This window comes from Sulfitobacter sp. HNIBRBA3233 (genome assembly GCF_040149665.1).
Classification (GTDB): Bacteria; Pseudomonadota; Alphaproteobacteria; order Rhodobacterales; family Rhodobacteraceae; genus Sulfitobacter; species Sulfitobacter marinivivus.
The window spans coordinates 329,720-342,650 of the sequence record NZ_JBEFLP010000002.1 but is presented as its reverse complement, the minus strand read 5'-3'; the positions used below and the strand labels follow the sequence as shown (position 1 = coordinate 342,650).

The window sequence follows — 12,931 nt, the reverse complement described above, 5'->3', positions numbered from 1 at the left end:
CTAGGGATCAGTCCGGGGCCTCGTGATTACGCAAGCGGGTCGAATATCAGGACAGAACGTCCGCTTCGGAACCCGACTTTTCGATCGCTTTCTTGATCTTCAGCGCGTTGGCGGACAGTTCGCTGTCTTTCGCCTTCGCGAGGAACTTGTCCAGACCACCGCGGTGATCGACGCTGCGCAGGGCATGTGCCGAGATGCGCAGCTTGAAGTTGCGGCCCAGCGCTTCGGACGCCAGCGTGGTGTCGTTCAGGTTGGGCAGGAACCGGCGGCGTGTGCGGTTCTTCGCGTGGGAGACATTGTTGCCCGACATCGGGCCTTTTCCGGTCAATTCGCAGCGGCGCGACATGAGCTTATCCTCTTGTTTTCTCAGGCGGCACCCCAGCGTGGCACCACGGCTTATGGGATCGCACCTCTGGCGACCCTGAAATTGGTTCGCAGGCTTTAGGGGGAATCGCGGTGAGGGTCAACCCGCCTGTGGGGTTTCACCGCGTAATTGCTGCACGAAATCGCGTGCGGCGACCGTGGGCTCGGCGTCTCCGGCAGCAACGGCCTGCGACAGGGCCTTCAGCCGCGCCTGTGCATCGGGCGTTTCCAGCTCGGCCAGCAGCGCCGCCTTGACCGCTTCTTCGAACCAGTAGCGGGCCTGCGCGGCGCGGGTCGCGTCCCAGTGGCCCGTCTCGCGCCGCCACTCGGCCAGCTCTTCCAGCGCGGTCCAGACCTCGGGCAGGCCGCGATCCTCCAGCGCCGAGACGGTCATCGCCTTGGGATAACCGTCGGGATCCTGCGCGCGCTTGCGCAGCAGCCGCAAAGCCCCGGCATAATCGGCCTGCGTGCGCACCGCCGTTGCCTTCAGATCGCCGTCCGCCTTGTTGATCACGATCAGGTCGGCCATTTCCATGATGCCGCGCTTGACGCCCTGCAGCTCGTCCCCGCCCGCCGGGGCCAGCAGCAGCAGGAACAGATCCGACATCTGCGCCACCACGGTTTCGGACTGTCCGACACCCACGGTTTCGATCAGCACCACGTCATATCCCGCCGCCTCGCACAGCGCGACAGCCTCGCGCGTGCGCCGCGCGACCCCGCCCAGGTGGGTCTGGCTGGGGCTGGGCCGGATGAAGGCGTTGGGATCGCGTGCCAGTTCATCCATCCGCGTCTTGTCCCCGAGGATCGACCCGCCCGAGCGCGCCGAAGACGGATCGACCGCCAGCACGGCCACGCGTTTGCCCTGCGCCGTCAGCATCTTGCCGAAGCTTTCGATAAAGGTGGATTTCCCGACGCCGGGGGTGCCCGACAGGCCGATGCGCAGGGCCTGTCGGCCGGTATCGAGCGTGGCCAGCAGTTCGGTCGCCTGCGCGCGATGATCCGCGCGGCCGCTTTCCACGAGCGTGATCGCCCGCGCCAGTGCCCGCCGTTCGCCCCCCGCGATCCGCTCTGCCATGCCGGCGATGTCCATGCCCGCTCTCCGCTGTTGTCCATCGCGTTTTTCGACGCCCCCGCGCGGAATGTCCAGCCTTGCCCCGCCCCCGGCAAGCCCCGATAAAGCCTCCATGACCCAGACCCTGCCCATCGACGATGCCCTGCCCGCCCTTCTGGATGCGCTGCGTGCCGCTGGCCGTGCGGTGCTTCAGGCGCCGCCGGGTGCGGGCAAGACCACGCGCGTCCCGCTGGCGCTGCTGGACGCGGGGCTGGTGCAGGGCCGCATCCTGATGCTGGAGCCGCGCCGCCTTGCGGCCCGCGCCGCCGCCGAGCGCATGGCCCAGACGCTGGGAGAAGAGGCAGGACAGACCGTGGGGTTTCGCGTGCGCGGGGCCTCTGCCGTGTCGAAATCGACGCGCATCGAGGTTGTGACCGAAGGCATCCTGACCCGCATGATACAGGACAATCCCGAATTGCCGGGCGTCGGTGCGGTGATTTTCGACGAATTCCACGAACGCTCCCTGAACGCCGATCTGGGTCTGGCGCTCTGTCTCGAAATTGCCGAGGCGCTGCGCGACGATCTGAAACTGGTGGTGATGTCCGCCACGCTCGATGCCGCGCCGGTGGCCGAGCTGATCGCGGCGCCGGTGGTCACCTCCGAAGGGCGCGCCTTTCCGGTGACACCGCACTGGCTGCCGCGCCCTCTGGGACGGGACGTGCGATTCGAGACCGCGGTGGCGGATCTTGCGCTGCACGCGCTGGCGCAGGAGGACGGATCGGCGCTGGTCTTTCTGCCCGGCGAGGGCGAGATCCGGCGCGTGCAGAACCTGCTGGAGCGACAGGCCCCCGCCGACTGCCAGATCGCGCCGCTGTTCGGCGCGATGGATTTCAAGGCGCAGCGCGCCGCCATCACACCGGCTGCGACGGGGCGCAAGGTGGTGCTGGCGACATCCATCGCCGAAACCTCGCTGACCATCGAAGGCATTCGCATCGTCGTCGACGGGGGCCGCGCGCGCCGGTCGGCGTTCGATCCGTCCTCGGGCATGGCACGGCTGGTCACCGAACGCGTGACCCGCGCCGAGGCAACCCAGCGCGTGGGCCGCGCGGGCCGCATCACGCCCGGCGCGGCCTACAAGCTCTGGACCAAAGGCGAGGACGGCGCACTCGCAGCCTACCCCCCCGCCGAAATCGAAAGCGGCGATCTGGCGGGCTTCGCCCTCGAACTGGCGCTCTGGGGCGCGGACGAGGCGCAGCTGAAGTTCGTCACGCCCCCGCACGCCGGACGCCTCGAAGAGGCGCGGCAGGTGCTGCGGATGCTCGACGCGCTGGACACCGAAAACCGGATTACCGCGCACGGGCGGCGGCTGGCGGGGCTGCCGCTGCATCCAAGGCTCGCGCATATGGTCGCCATGGGCGGCCCGAACGCGGCGACGCTGGCCGCGGTACTGGCCGAACGCGACCCGCTGCGCGGCGCCCCGCTGGACCTTGCGCACCGGCTGCGCGCCGTTGCGGGCGACCGCGCGCCCGGAGAGCTGAACCACGGCGCCATCGCGCGGATCAGGACCGACGCAAAGCGGCTGCGCAAGCACACCCGCGCGGATGGCCCGCAGGACACCGGCATACTCGCCGCTCTGGCCTATCCCGACCGGATCGGTCTGCGGCGGCAGGGGGACGCGCCACGCTTTGTCCTGTCGGGCGGCAAGGGGGCCATCGCGCCGCAGGGCGATCCGCTGGCCGAGCACCGCCTGCTGGTGGCCACGGATCTTGACGGCGATCCGCGAGAGGCCCGCATCCGACAGGCCGCCGCGCTGGACGAGGCCTCCCTGCGCGCGACATACGCCTCGCAGATCGCCTGGCACGACGTCTGCGCGTGGTCGCGCCGCGACAACCGCGTCGAGGCGCGGCGACAGGAGCGCTTTGGCGCGCTCGTTCTGGACGACCGTCTGTGGTCCGACGCCCCCGAGGACCGGGTCGCGCTGGCCATGCTGGACGGGGTCCGCCTGCTGGGGTTGAAACCCGACAAGGCCGCCGCGCGTTTCCTGCGCCGCGCGCGAATGATGCAGGGCACCGCAGGGTTTCCCGACTTTTCCGAAACGCACCTGATGGCCACGCTGGAGGACTGGCTGCTGCCGCATCTGTCAGGCGTGCGCAGCGCCGCGGACTGGAAGCGGTTCGACCTGTTGCCAGCGCTGCGCGCGCGGCTGGACTGGGATCAGAGCCAGACACTCGACCGCGCGGCCCCTGCGCATTTCGAAACGCCGCTGGGGCGGCGCATCGCCATCGACTATGATGGCGACACACCGCAGATCGCCGTGCGCCTGCAAGAGATGTTCGGCGTCACCCGCCACCCCACCGTGGCCGGACAACCGGTACAGGTGACGCTTTTGTCTCCCGCGCAGCGACCGGTTCAGGTGACCATGGATCTGCCCGGCTTCTGGGAAAGCTCGTACGCCGATGTGCGCCGCGACATGCGCGGGCGCTATCCGCGCCACCCGTGGCCCGAAGACCCGAGCGAGGCGGCCCCCACCCTGCGCGCGAAACCCCGCGGACAGTAGCCGCCCCCGCAGGCAAAGGGCCCGTGTATACCGCACCCACCCCCAGAATTTTCTTGATCGCAAACAGGCTTACGGCAAAGATTTAGTACCGTTTTCGGGGGATAGCCCGACCGGCGGAGACCGTATTCACTCGTCCTATTCCTTCGGCGAACAGCGCATTTTGAAATGAAATTCTATAACCTCTCACCGGCGGCCATGCTGCTGGTTTTCGCGACCGTCAGCATTCTGATGTCCGCGATCACCGTTGTCATCGCACTGAAACAGCCGCATCTCGATATCCCGCCCAACGCGATTGTCCTGTCTGTCAACGGCGAGACGCTGACCGAGGTGGACCGCTATGAAGAACCCGACCAGATCGGGAACTACGAGCAGATCAAGGCCTTCAACGCGCGTCAGGGGATGCTGCATGCGCAGCTGAGCCAGCCGCAAGTCACCGTCACCTACGCGCTGCCCGGGGCGCAGCCGGTAACCGAGACACTGGCCCCGCGCGCGCGGATGCTGGGCGATCTGCCCTTCGCGTTCTGGTTCCAGAATTTCGTCGCGCTGTTTTCGATGTTGATCGGGGGCTGGGTGCTGGGCCTGCGGCCGCACGACTGGGGCGTGCGGATGTTCGTCGGCACAACGCTGCTGCTGCCTTTCGCGGCGCTGTCCGCGTCGATCTATTCGACGCGCCAGATCGCTTTGCCGGAGACCCTGTTCTACACCCTGTCGAGCATCAATGCCTTCGGCGCGATGGGTTTCGGCATCTTCCTTGTGGGGCTTTTCACCCAATACCCGAAACAGCTGTTCCGGCCCCGCTGGCTACTGATCCCCGGTGCGATTTTCGGCACCTCGATCCTGCTGACGATACTTCAGGTCGGGCCTGACAACATGATCGGCATGACCATTCTGACCGAGATGGCGGTGTCTTTGCTTTTCGGTGTGTTCCAGTGGTACGCAAGCCGCCGCGAACCCGTCAACCGCGCGGGGCTGCGATGGTTCATCCTTGTATCCTTGACGGGATGTCTGTTGTTCGTGACCCTTTCCGCCGCCCCCAACACGCTGGGGCTGACCGAACAGGGGCTGGTGTCGCAGGGGCTGGCCTTCGGATTTTTCAACATCATGCATGTGGGCCTCGCGCTCGGGGTTCTGCGCTACCGGGTCTTCAACCTTGATCGCTGGTCCTACTACATCTGGCTGTGGGTCAGCGGGATGGCGATGATCTTCGTGCTGGATCTGCTGCTGATCAACCTGCTGCGGGGGCAGCCGTGGGTGTCACTGGGCGCGTCGCTGCTGATCGCGGGTTTTCTCTATTTCCCGCTGCGTCAGCTGCTGATGAACCAGCTGCTGCACCGGCGCGAGGCGACGCTGACGGGCCGGATGCCCGACATTGCCGGCGCCGCCCTTGCGCCGTCTTTCACAGCCCAGAACGCGCGCTGGGACACGCTGCTGCGCGATGTCTTCAAACCGCTGGCACCGCCACAGATCATCGACGAACCGGTCGATGAGCCCCGGCTTCAGGAAGACGGGCTGACCCTGCTGGTTCCGGGGATAGACACGCTGGCGCCGCGCCGGCTGCGGTATGCGCTGCGGGGGCGGCGGCTGTTCAACCAAAAGGATCTCGAGATCATCCGCAACATCCTGCAAACCTATCAACTGGCGTGGGAAACCCGCCATGCCTACGAGCGCGGCACCATTCTGGAGCGGGACCGGATCAGCCGCGACATTCACGACAACATCGGCGCGCAGCTTCTCAGCGCGCTTCATTCGTCCGAAATCGGGCGCAAGGACGATCTGCTGCGCGAAAGCCTGAGCGATCTGCGGACAATCGTGAACGACGGCTTTCTGGCCGAATATCCGCTGGGATCCGTCATCGCCGACTTGCGGCTGGAGACCTCCGACCGTCTGGCCACGCGCGACCTGCGCCTGATCTGGCGCGATGCCGTCCGCGATCCCGCCGATGACACCGCCGACGAGATGATGATCCCGTTCGAGGTGGTGAACGGGTTGCGGTCCATCCTGCGCGAAGCGATCTCGAACGTGCTGCGCCACGCCCGTGCCACCGAAGTCGAAGTCGATCTGTCGTGGAACCCTGTCGAGATCAGCCTGATGGTTCAGGACAACGGCATCGGGACCGACGCCGCCCACCCTGCCGGTGTCGTCCCGCTGAAGGGTGGCAATGGCATCCCCAACATCATCGAACGCGCAACAGCCCTTGCGGGCAAGGGACAGGTCGGCGGGCGTATCGACGGCGCGACCGGCACGCGCATCACAGTCTCGCTTCCCATCGATCCCGACGCGGCCCGCAAGAGGAGCGCGGCAGAATGATACGGTCGGTCCTCATTCTCGAAGATGTCCGCCAGTCGCGCGACTGGCTGATCGGCATCATCGAAGGGCTGTTTCCGGACGCAAAAGTGTCGCCAGCCCCGACGCTCAAGGCCGGTCTCGACGCCTGCGCGCACGAGACATTCGATCTGGCGCTCGTCGATCTCAGCCTGCCTGACGGCGACGGCACGGACCTGTTGCGCCAGCTTTCGCAGACGCAACCGGCGTGCTGCTGTGTGGTGACAACCGTCATGGCCGCGGACAGCGCGATCGTTTCAGCGCTTGCCGCGGGCGCGCAGGGGTATCTGCTGAAAAGCGATCCCGCCGAAATGATCGCCAGCCAGTTGCGCATGACCGTGGCCGGAGTGCCCGCGCTCAGCCCGCAGATCGCGCGACGCGTCATGCACCATTTCAAACTGACCGGTCCGCATTTCGAACCCGAAGCCAAGCTGACCAAACGCGAAACCGAAGTGCTGCGCATGATCGCGCGCGGCTTGCGCGTCAGCGAGGTTGCACAGGATTGCGGCATCGCCGAAAGCACGGTCATCACCCATATCAAGTCCATTTACCGCAAGCTCGAGATCAGCAACCGTGCCGAGGCAACCTTGCAGGCCAGCCGTCTGGGACTGCTGAGCGACGACTGAGTTCCCCCTTTCGGGGGAGAGCCTTTGTCCCAGTTTGAAGAGACATTTGCGCAGCGCCTCGATGAAGGGATCGGGGGGCATTTCAACTCGTGCGATCATTTCAAGCACTCTCTCATCAGAGGAAGAAAACATGACTTTTTATACGGTGTGTCGCGGCGCAATGATTGCTGCCGCCAGCCTCTCGCTTTCAGCCTGCCTTGGCAGTTCCGGCGGCAGCAGCGGCGGCGGAAGTGGCACAGGGGGCGGTGGCGCCCCGTCCATGTCCGCCTTCGACGCGAAAATTGCGGATATCCAGACGACACCGCCCTCGTCGGTCAAACTCACAGGGGCCTTCGACTACGCGGGCGAAACCCTGCTGAAAACCCAGGACGACACCGGTTCCGACAACGGCTTTGTGCTGGGCGATGTGACAGCGCGGCTTGATTTCGACAGCGAAACCGCAACCGCCGAAGTGGGCAACCTGCGCGGTGAGGTAGACGGCACCGCCTTCGCGCTGACCGGCACGCTGGATACCGACAACGCGGTCGGCGGCACCATCGGCGCAGCCACGACAACGGTTCCCGGTGTCGGGGATATCACGACAACGGCTGTGTCTCTCAACGTGGAGGGAACGCTCAGCAACGAGGCCACATCGGATACCGCGGATGTGACGCTGCTGCTGGGCGGCTCGGTTCTGGGCAACGACGCGCGCGCGGTGACGGGTGCGGCGGTCGCGGCGGGCACATCGCTCAACGGCAAGCTCGGCCTGCAGAATTTCGGCGGCGGCCAGTTCTACCTCGAAAAGAAGTAGCACCGTGCCAGCGGCGACCATAGGTTTCCTTCGGGCCCTGCTTTTGTGGGGCCTGATGCTTCTCACCCTGACCGCGACAGGGGCGGTCGCGCAGGCGGCGCTGCCCCAGGACTGGGTCCATGCGTCCGCGCATATGCAAAAGGGCGCACCCGCCGCCGCCCTGCCGCATCTGGAATCCCTCGTCCGCGCCTATCCCTCGGAACCGACCTACCGGCTTGAACTGGCCTATGCGCTGTTCCAGCTGGAGAAGGACGCGCGGGCCGAATACCACTTCCGCCAGGCCCTCGGCGCAGGGCTCAGCCCGCAGCGACAGGCCATCGTCAAAAGCTTTCTGGACAAGATCGCGGCCCGCAAGCTGCTGCATTGGCGGTTCTCGATCGCGGCGGTGCCGGCCACGAACGCGGGAAAGCGCACGAGCGCCACACAGATCACCGCGGGCGGGCTGACCTTCGATCTGGGGCCGCAGGACCGGGCGCAATCGGCAACCGGTCTGGACATCTCTGCCGGTATTACCGCCCTGCCGCATCTGGGGCAGAACCTGCGGGCCACCCTGTCCTTCGACACGCTGGTGCGCCACTACAAGGAAAAGCGCCTGCGCGAGCTGCACCTGAATGCCCGCGCCGGTCTGCGCTACACACTGGCGGCGGGCACCCATATCGAAGGTGGCGCGCTGATCGGGCGCCAGTTTCGCGGCCACGACCATTATGCCGACCGCATCGGCGTCTTCGCGGCCTATCTGACACCGCTGGGATCACGCGCTTATGGCCGGTTCGGGATCCAGCATTTCGATGAAATCTATCCTGCGTTTCCCGGTGCCGACGGGGACCGCACGGTCGTCGAGGCCTCCGTCAACTACGCCGTGGGCGCGCGGACAGTGCTGCGCTTCAGCGGCTACGCCATGCGCACCGATGCCACCAGTGCGCTGCAATCGGGATGGCGCCACGGGTTGAGCGCCGGAACCACCTTTGCCTTCGACGGCGGCCTTGTGACCACTGCCGACGTAAGCTTCGGACGTGACAGGAGGGACGGGATCGGCGCGCTCAGCGGTGTCGCCCGCAGCGACCGGTCGCTGGGCATCAACGCAAGCGTCTATCACTCCAACATCCGCTTCGGTCCGTTCACGCCGGTTGTGGGTATCGGATGGGAACGCCACCGCTCCAATCGCCGGATCAACAGCTTTTCGAACACCTCGCTCAGCCTCGGCCTGACAAGCGTATTCTAGACCATCGCGTCAGCCCTGCCCGAGCGGCGGCCAGTCGAAGGTGAACTGCCCCTCCTGCCCGCGCCGCCCGAACCCGTGGGCCCCGAAGAAATCGCGCTGCGCCTGGATCAGGTTGGTCGTCCCGCGCGCGGTCCGCAGGCTGTCGTACCACGCCAGCGCCGCGGACAGTGCAGGCAGCGGAATGCCCAGCGCAACGCCGGAGCGGACCACGCGGCGCAACCCAGGAAGGCAGCGCGCAAGCGTGTCGGCCAGATCAGGGGCAAGGATCAACGCGCCGTGCGGCGGGTCGGTGCGGCTGGCGCTGGCGAAACGCTCCAGCAGCGCGGATCGGATGATACAGCCCGCACGCCAGATTTCGGCAATGCGGGCGGGATCGAGCCCCCAGTCGAATGTCGCGGAACCCGCGCGCAGGATATCGAAGCCCTGCGCGTGCGCCAGAATGCGCCCCGCCAGCAGCGCATCCGCCAGCGCCTCTTCGTCCGGCACCTCCCCGTTCAGTGCGCCATCGGACAGGATGCCGGAGGCGGTATCACGCAGATCGCTGTCCGACGACCAGCTGCGCGCGCCCACCGCCGCTTCGATCGCGCTGGCCGACTGGCCCATCTTCAGTGCCTCAATCACGGTCCAGCGGCCGGTTCCTTTCTGGCCCGCGCGGTCCACGATCGCATCGACAAGCGGCCCGCCGGTCTGCGGATCGCGGGTTTGCAGCGCCGCTGCGGAAACCTCGATCAGGAACGAGCCGAGTTCGGTGTCGTTCCAGCCCTGAAAGAGGCCCCCGATACGACCGGCATCCCAACCGGCCGCGTCGCGCAAAAGGCCGTAGATCTCGGCGATCATCTGCATGTCCGCGTATTCGATCCCGTTGTGAACCGTCTTGACGAAATGCCCCGCGCCGTCAGGCCCCACATGGGCCACGCAGGGGTCGCCGTCGAAACGCGCGGCGATGCTTTCGAGGATCGGGCGCAGGCTGTGCCAGCTTGCCTCAGAGCCGCCGACCATCATCGACGGGCCGTGCCGCGCGCCGGTTTCACCGCCCGAAACGCCCATGCCGACGAAATGCATGCCCGCCGCTGCAACCGTGTCGCTACGGCGGCGGGTGTCGTTGAAATCGGCGTTGCCGCCGTCGATGACCGTATCGCCGGGATCGAGCATCGGAAGGACGGCATCGAGCATCGCGTCCATCGGTGCGCCCGAAGGGATCATGAAAAGGATATTGCGCGGCGGCGTGACTGCCGCGACCAGTTCTTCGAGCGACCCGCAGGCGACCAGCCGCGCCGACAGATCCCCGGCCTCCTGGACAAACGGCGCGATCCAGTCTTCCTCGCGGTTTGACACGGCAACTCTGAACCCGTTTTCGGCCAGATTGAGGGCAAGTGCGCTGCCCATCGTTCCGAGGCCGTAGACACCGATATCCGCCTTTGAGATGCTCATGCCGCACTCCGAATGATTGAAAATCAGTCGAAAGGTGCTGGTTTCCGCGCGGATGCGCAAGCCACGGCGCGGACCCATTTGTACTTTGTCAATAATAATATTATACTCTTGGCAATCATAACAAAATTTTCAGTCGTGAGCAGTATTGATGAAGCATCCTTTTCTCGATCCCGAGACCGGCGAAAGCCACCCCGTGACACGGCCCGGACGCGAGCCTCAGGTGGCTGCGCTGTGCTATCGCGCGACGCCGGAAGGCAAGGACGTGCTGCTGATCACAAGCCGCGATACGGGCCGCTGGATCGTTCCGAAGGGCTGGCCAATCGACGGCCTGGACGGTCCCGGTGCCGCCTTGCAGGAAGCATGGGAAGAGGCCGGCGTGGCCGAGGCCGAGATCTCGCCGAAACCGCTGGGTCTTTACGACTACGACAAGGGCGTTTCGGACGGCGAGAGCGTGCCGGTAACGGTCACCGTCTACCTCGCGCGGGTCACGAAACTGCGCGATACCTACCCGGAGGTGGATGAACGGACCCGCCGCTGGGTCGCCTCCGCGCAGGCCGCAACCATGGTCGATGAGCCCGAACTCCGCGACATCCTGCGCAATCTCTAGGGCCGCAGGTCCTGCGGCGCGCTGTGCGGGCATCCCTCGCGCTCGGCCCGCAGAACCGCGTCGCGGATGGCACAGGCCAGCGGCGTCGGCACCGACTTTTCCGCGCCAAGCGCGATGATCTCTCCCTGTAGGGCGTCGATTTCGGTTTTCTTTCCCGCTGCAATGTCCTGCGCCATGGAACTGCGGGCGCTGGGATCGATTGTCAGCATCTGTGCCGCGATCAGGCGGAACAGCGGCGTGGGCAGCCGCAGCACGAAAGGCACGGCACCCGGCGGCAGCGGCGTTGTCGCGCGGGCCCTGATGCCATGCGCGCGCAGCACGCGCAGCGCCTCGCGCATCTGATCGGCCATCAGGCGGCGCCATTCCCGGTCCAGCAATTGCCGGTGCAGGGTCAGGCCGGAAAGCGCGTTCAGCGCATTGTTGAGATTGATCAGCAGCTTGCCGTATTGCACCGCCTCGATTTCGGGAGTGCATTCGACCGGCATGCCCGCGACGGTCAGGTGCCGGGCAATTTCGCGCCCGTCCGGGCCGATCTGGATGGTGCCGCTCGTCGCACGGTGCCGGTGGCCTGCGGCATCCCCGACGACGTTGAAGGGCACCATGCCCGCCAGCACTTCGCGATCGGGCAGGCCGTCGCGCAGCTGGCGCAGGCCCGCCAGACCGTTTTGCAGGCTGACGACCGTGGCCTGTGGCGGTGCATGGGCGGCGATTTCGGCAGCCACTGCTGCGGTCGCCGCGGTTTTCACGCACACGAGGATCACATCCGCCCCGCGAAAGGCCTCCGCCGGGGTCGCGCAGGCCGTCAACCGGTCGGGCGTCAGCCGCAGGTCGAGACCGCCATAGTCCGTCAGGTGCAAACCCCTGTCGCGCAGGCTGTCGAGCGTCGGGCAGCGTGCCAGAAACCGGACGGTCCTGCCGCCTTCGGCCAGCATTCCGCCCACGAAGCCGCCGATGGCCCCTGCCCCGACGATGGCAATGGCAGGTCGCTTCCGTTCAGCGCCCAAGGCAGTAGCGCATGATCGCCTTCTGTGCGTGCAGACGGTTTTCCGCCTCGTCGAAGATCACGGAATTGGGGCCGTCCATCACGGCGCTGGTCGCTTCATCCTCGCGGTGCGCGGGCAGGCAGTGCATGAACAGGGCATCCGGTTTGGCCCGGCCCATCAGCGCTTCGTTCACCTGATAGCCGCGCAGCTGGTTGTGCCGCCGTTCGCGCGCCGATTGCGGATCGTGCATCGATACCCATGTGTCGGTGACCACCAGATCGGCACCTTCCACGGCCTCATGCGGGTTGCGGATGGTGGTATAAAGACCGTTCAGCGCAGGTTCGGGATCCAGCGGTTCGGGGCCGGTGAACACCAGATCGAAATCGAACTGCCTTGCCGCGTGGGCGAAGCTGGCAAAGACATTGTTGCCGTCACCGGACCAGACCACGCGCTTGCCCTTGATCGGGCCGCTGTGTTCCTCGAACGTCATGATGTCCGCCATGATCTGGCAGGGATGGCTGCGGTTGGTCAGCCCGTTAATCACCGGCACGCTGGCGTATTCCGCCATGTCGAGAAGCGTCTGTTCCTCAAAGGTCCGGATCATGATCAGATCTACGTAGCGGCTGAGGACGCGGGCGGTGTCGGCGATGGTTTCACCGTGGCCGAGCTGCATATCCGCGCCCGACAGCACCATCGTCTGCCCGCCCATCTGGCGCACGCCGACGTCGAAGGAGACCCGTGTCCGGGTCGAGGGCTTCTCGAAGATCAGCGCGACCATATGGTCCTTGAGCGGCTGGTCGTCATCGGGGGCGCCCTTCGGGCGGCCGGCGCGGGATTTCTTGGCGGCCAGCGCCCCGTCGATGATCCGCCGCAGGTCGGGCCGATCGGTTTTATGGATGTCTAGAAAATGGTTCATGGTCCGGCCCTGCGTGGCAAATGGTGGACATGGGGCGCAAGCGCCCCATGATGAGTTTATTGG

At 66.1% G+C, this 12,931-nt stretch carries 11 protein-coding genes; 6 read left to right on the top strand and 5 right to left on the bottom strand.

All coding sequences use genetic code 11. The annotated features are described in order from the left end of the window. Window positions 1-46: 46 nt before the first annotated feature. Entirely contained in the window at window positions 47-346 is a 300-nt protein-coding gene (gene rpmB / locus ABMC89_RS14870; RefSeq protein WP_349569291.1) for a 50S ribosomal protein L28, read from the bottom strand. 117 nt (window positions 347-463) lie between these two features. Next, window positions 464-1,453, bottom strand: a complete 990-nt coding sequence (meaB, locus tag ABMC89_RS14865) for a methylmalonyl Co-A mutase-associated GTPase MeaB (RefSeq protein WP_349569289.1) — start codon at window positions 1,451-1,453, stop codon at window positions 464-466. Window positions 1,454-1,547: 94 nt separating this feature from the next. On the opposite strand from meaB, the gene hrpB reads away from it, so the two are divergent. The 5 genes from hrpB (at window position 1,548) to ABMC89_RS14840 (ending at window position 8,931) form a co-directional block, all read left to right on the top strand. Then, complete coding sequence (hrpB, locus tag ABMC89_RS14860) at window positions 1,548-3,971, top strand: ATP-dependent helicase HrpB (protein ID WP_349569286.1); 2,424 nt, start codon at window positions 1,548-1,550, stop codon at window positions 3,969-3,971. Between the two features lie 165 nt (window positions 3,972-4,136). Next, window positions 4,137-6,278, top strand: a complete 2,142-nt coding sequence (locus tag ABMC89_RS14855; RefSeq protein WP_349569284.1) for a sensor histidine kinase — start codon at window positions 4,137-4,139, stop codon at window positions 6,276-6,278. Then, window positions 6,275-6,919 carry a LuxR C-terminal-related transcriptional regulator gene (locus ABMC89_RS14850; protein ID WP_349569282.1) on the top strand — a complete coding sequence of 215 codons (645 nt, stop codon included), beginning with the start codon at window positions 6,275-6,277 and terminating at the stop codon, window positions 6,917-6,919. The genes ABMC89_RS14855 and ABMC89_RS14850 overlap by 4 nt, the downstream gene beginning before the upstream one ends. Before the next feature lie 130 nt (window positions 6,920-7,049). Further along, window positions 7,050-7,709 (top strand): hypothetical protein, encoded by a 660-nt coding sequence (locus tag ABMC89_RS14845; RefSeq protein ID WP_349569280.1) that lies wholly within the window; start codon window positions 7,050-7,052, stop codon window positions 7,707-7,709. A gap of 55 nt (window positions 7,710-7,764) precedes the next feature. Continuing rightward, complete coding sequence (locus ABMC89_RS14840) at window positions 7,765-8,931, top strand: surface lipoprotein assembly modifier (RefSeq protein WP_349569278.1); 1,167 nt, start codon at window positions 7,765-7,767, stop codon at window positions 8,929-8,931. 9 nt (window positions 8,932-8,940) lie between these two features. Here ABMC89_RS14840 and gnd read toward each other — a convergent pair whose 3' ends face one another. Next, entirely contained in the window at window positions 8,941-10,362 is a 1,422-nt protein-coding gene (gnd, locus tag ABMC89_RS14835) for an NADP-dependent phosphogluconate dehydrogenase (protein WP_349569276.1), read from the bottom strand. Between the two features lie 148 nt (window positions 10,363-10,510). On the opposite strand from gnd, the gene ABMC89_RS14830 reads away from it, so the two are divergent. Further along, the gene (locus tag ABMC89_RS14830; RefSeq protein ID WP_349569274.1) at window positions 10,511-10,969 is read left to right on the top strand and encodes an NUDIX hydrolase; all 459 of its coding nucleotides are present in this window, start codon (window positions 10,511-10,513) and stop codon (window positions 10,967-10,969) included. On the opposite strand, the gene ABMC89_RS14825 is transcribed toward ABMC89_RS14830, so the two are convergent. Both ABMC89_RS14825 and argF read right to left on the bottom strand, forming a co-directional pair. Then, the gene (locus tag ABMC89_RS14825) at window positions 10,966-11,973 is read right to left on the bottom strand and encodes a 2-dehydropantoate 2-reductase (RefSeq protein ID WP_349569272.1); all 1,008 of its coding nucleotides are present in this window, start codon (window positions 11,971-11,973) and stop codon (window positions 10,966-10,968) included. The two genes, ABMC89_RS14830 and ABMC89_RS14825, sit on opposite strands and share 4 nt — an antisense overlap. Next, a complete protein-coding gene (gene argF, locus ABMC89_RS14820; protein WP_349569270.1) occupies window positions 11,963-12,868 on the bottom strand; it encodes an ornithine carbamoyltransferase in 906 nt (301 codons plus the stop codon). The genes ABMC89_RS14825 and argF overlap by 11 nt, the downstream gene beginning before the upstream one ends. Window positions 12,869-12,931 lie beyond the last annotated feature (63 nt).

Coding starts and splice junctions, on each gene's coding strand:
- rpmB (WP_349569291.1), bottom strand. CDS start 346: ATGTCGCGCCGCTGCGAATTGACCGGAAAAGGCCCGATGTCGGGCAAC.
- meaB (WP_349569289.1), bottom strand. CDS start 1,453: ATGGACATCGCCGGCATGGCAGAGCGGATCGCGGGGGGCGAACGGCGG.
- hrpB (WP_349569286.1), top strand. CDS start 1,548: ATGACCCAGACCCTGCCCATCGACGATGCCCTGCCCGCCCTTCTGGAT.
- ABMC89_RS14855 (WP_349569284.1), top strand. CDS start 4,137: ATGAAATTCTATAACCTCTCACCGGCGGCCATGCTGCTGGTTTTCGCG.
- ABMC89_RS14850 (WP_349569282.1), top strand. CDS start 6,275: ATGATACGGTCGGTCCTCATTCTCGAAGATGTCCGCCAGTCGCGCGAC.
- ABMC89_RS14845 (WP_349569280.1), top strand. CDS start 7,050: ATGACTTTTTATACGGTGTGTCGCGGCGCAATGATTGCTGCCGCCAGC.
- ABMC89_RS14840 (WP_349569278.1), top strand. CDS start 7,765: ATGCTTCTCACCCTGACCGCGACAGGGGCGGTCGCGCAGGCGGCGCTG.
- gnd (WP_349569276.1), bottom strand. CDS start 10,362: ATGAGCATCTCAAAGGCGGATATCGGTGTCTACGGCCTCGGAACGATG.
- ABMC89_RS14830 (WP_349569274.1), top strand. CDS start 10,511: ATGAAGCATCCTTTTCTCGATCCCGAGACCGGCGAAAGCCACCCCGTG.
- argF (WP_349569270.1), bottom strand. CDS start 12,868: ATGAACCATTTTCTAGACATCCATAAAACCGATCGGCCCGACCTGCGG.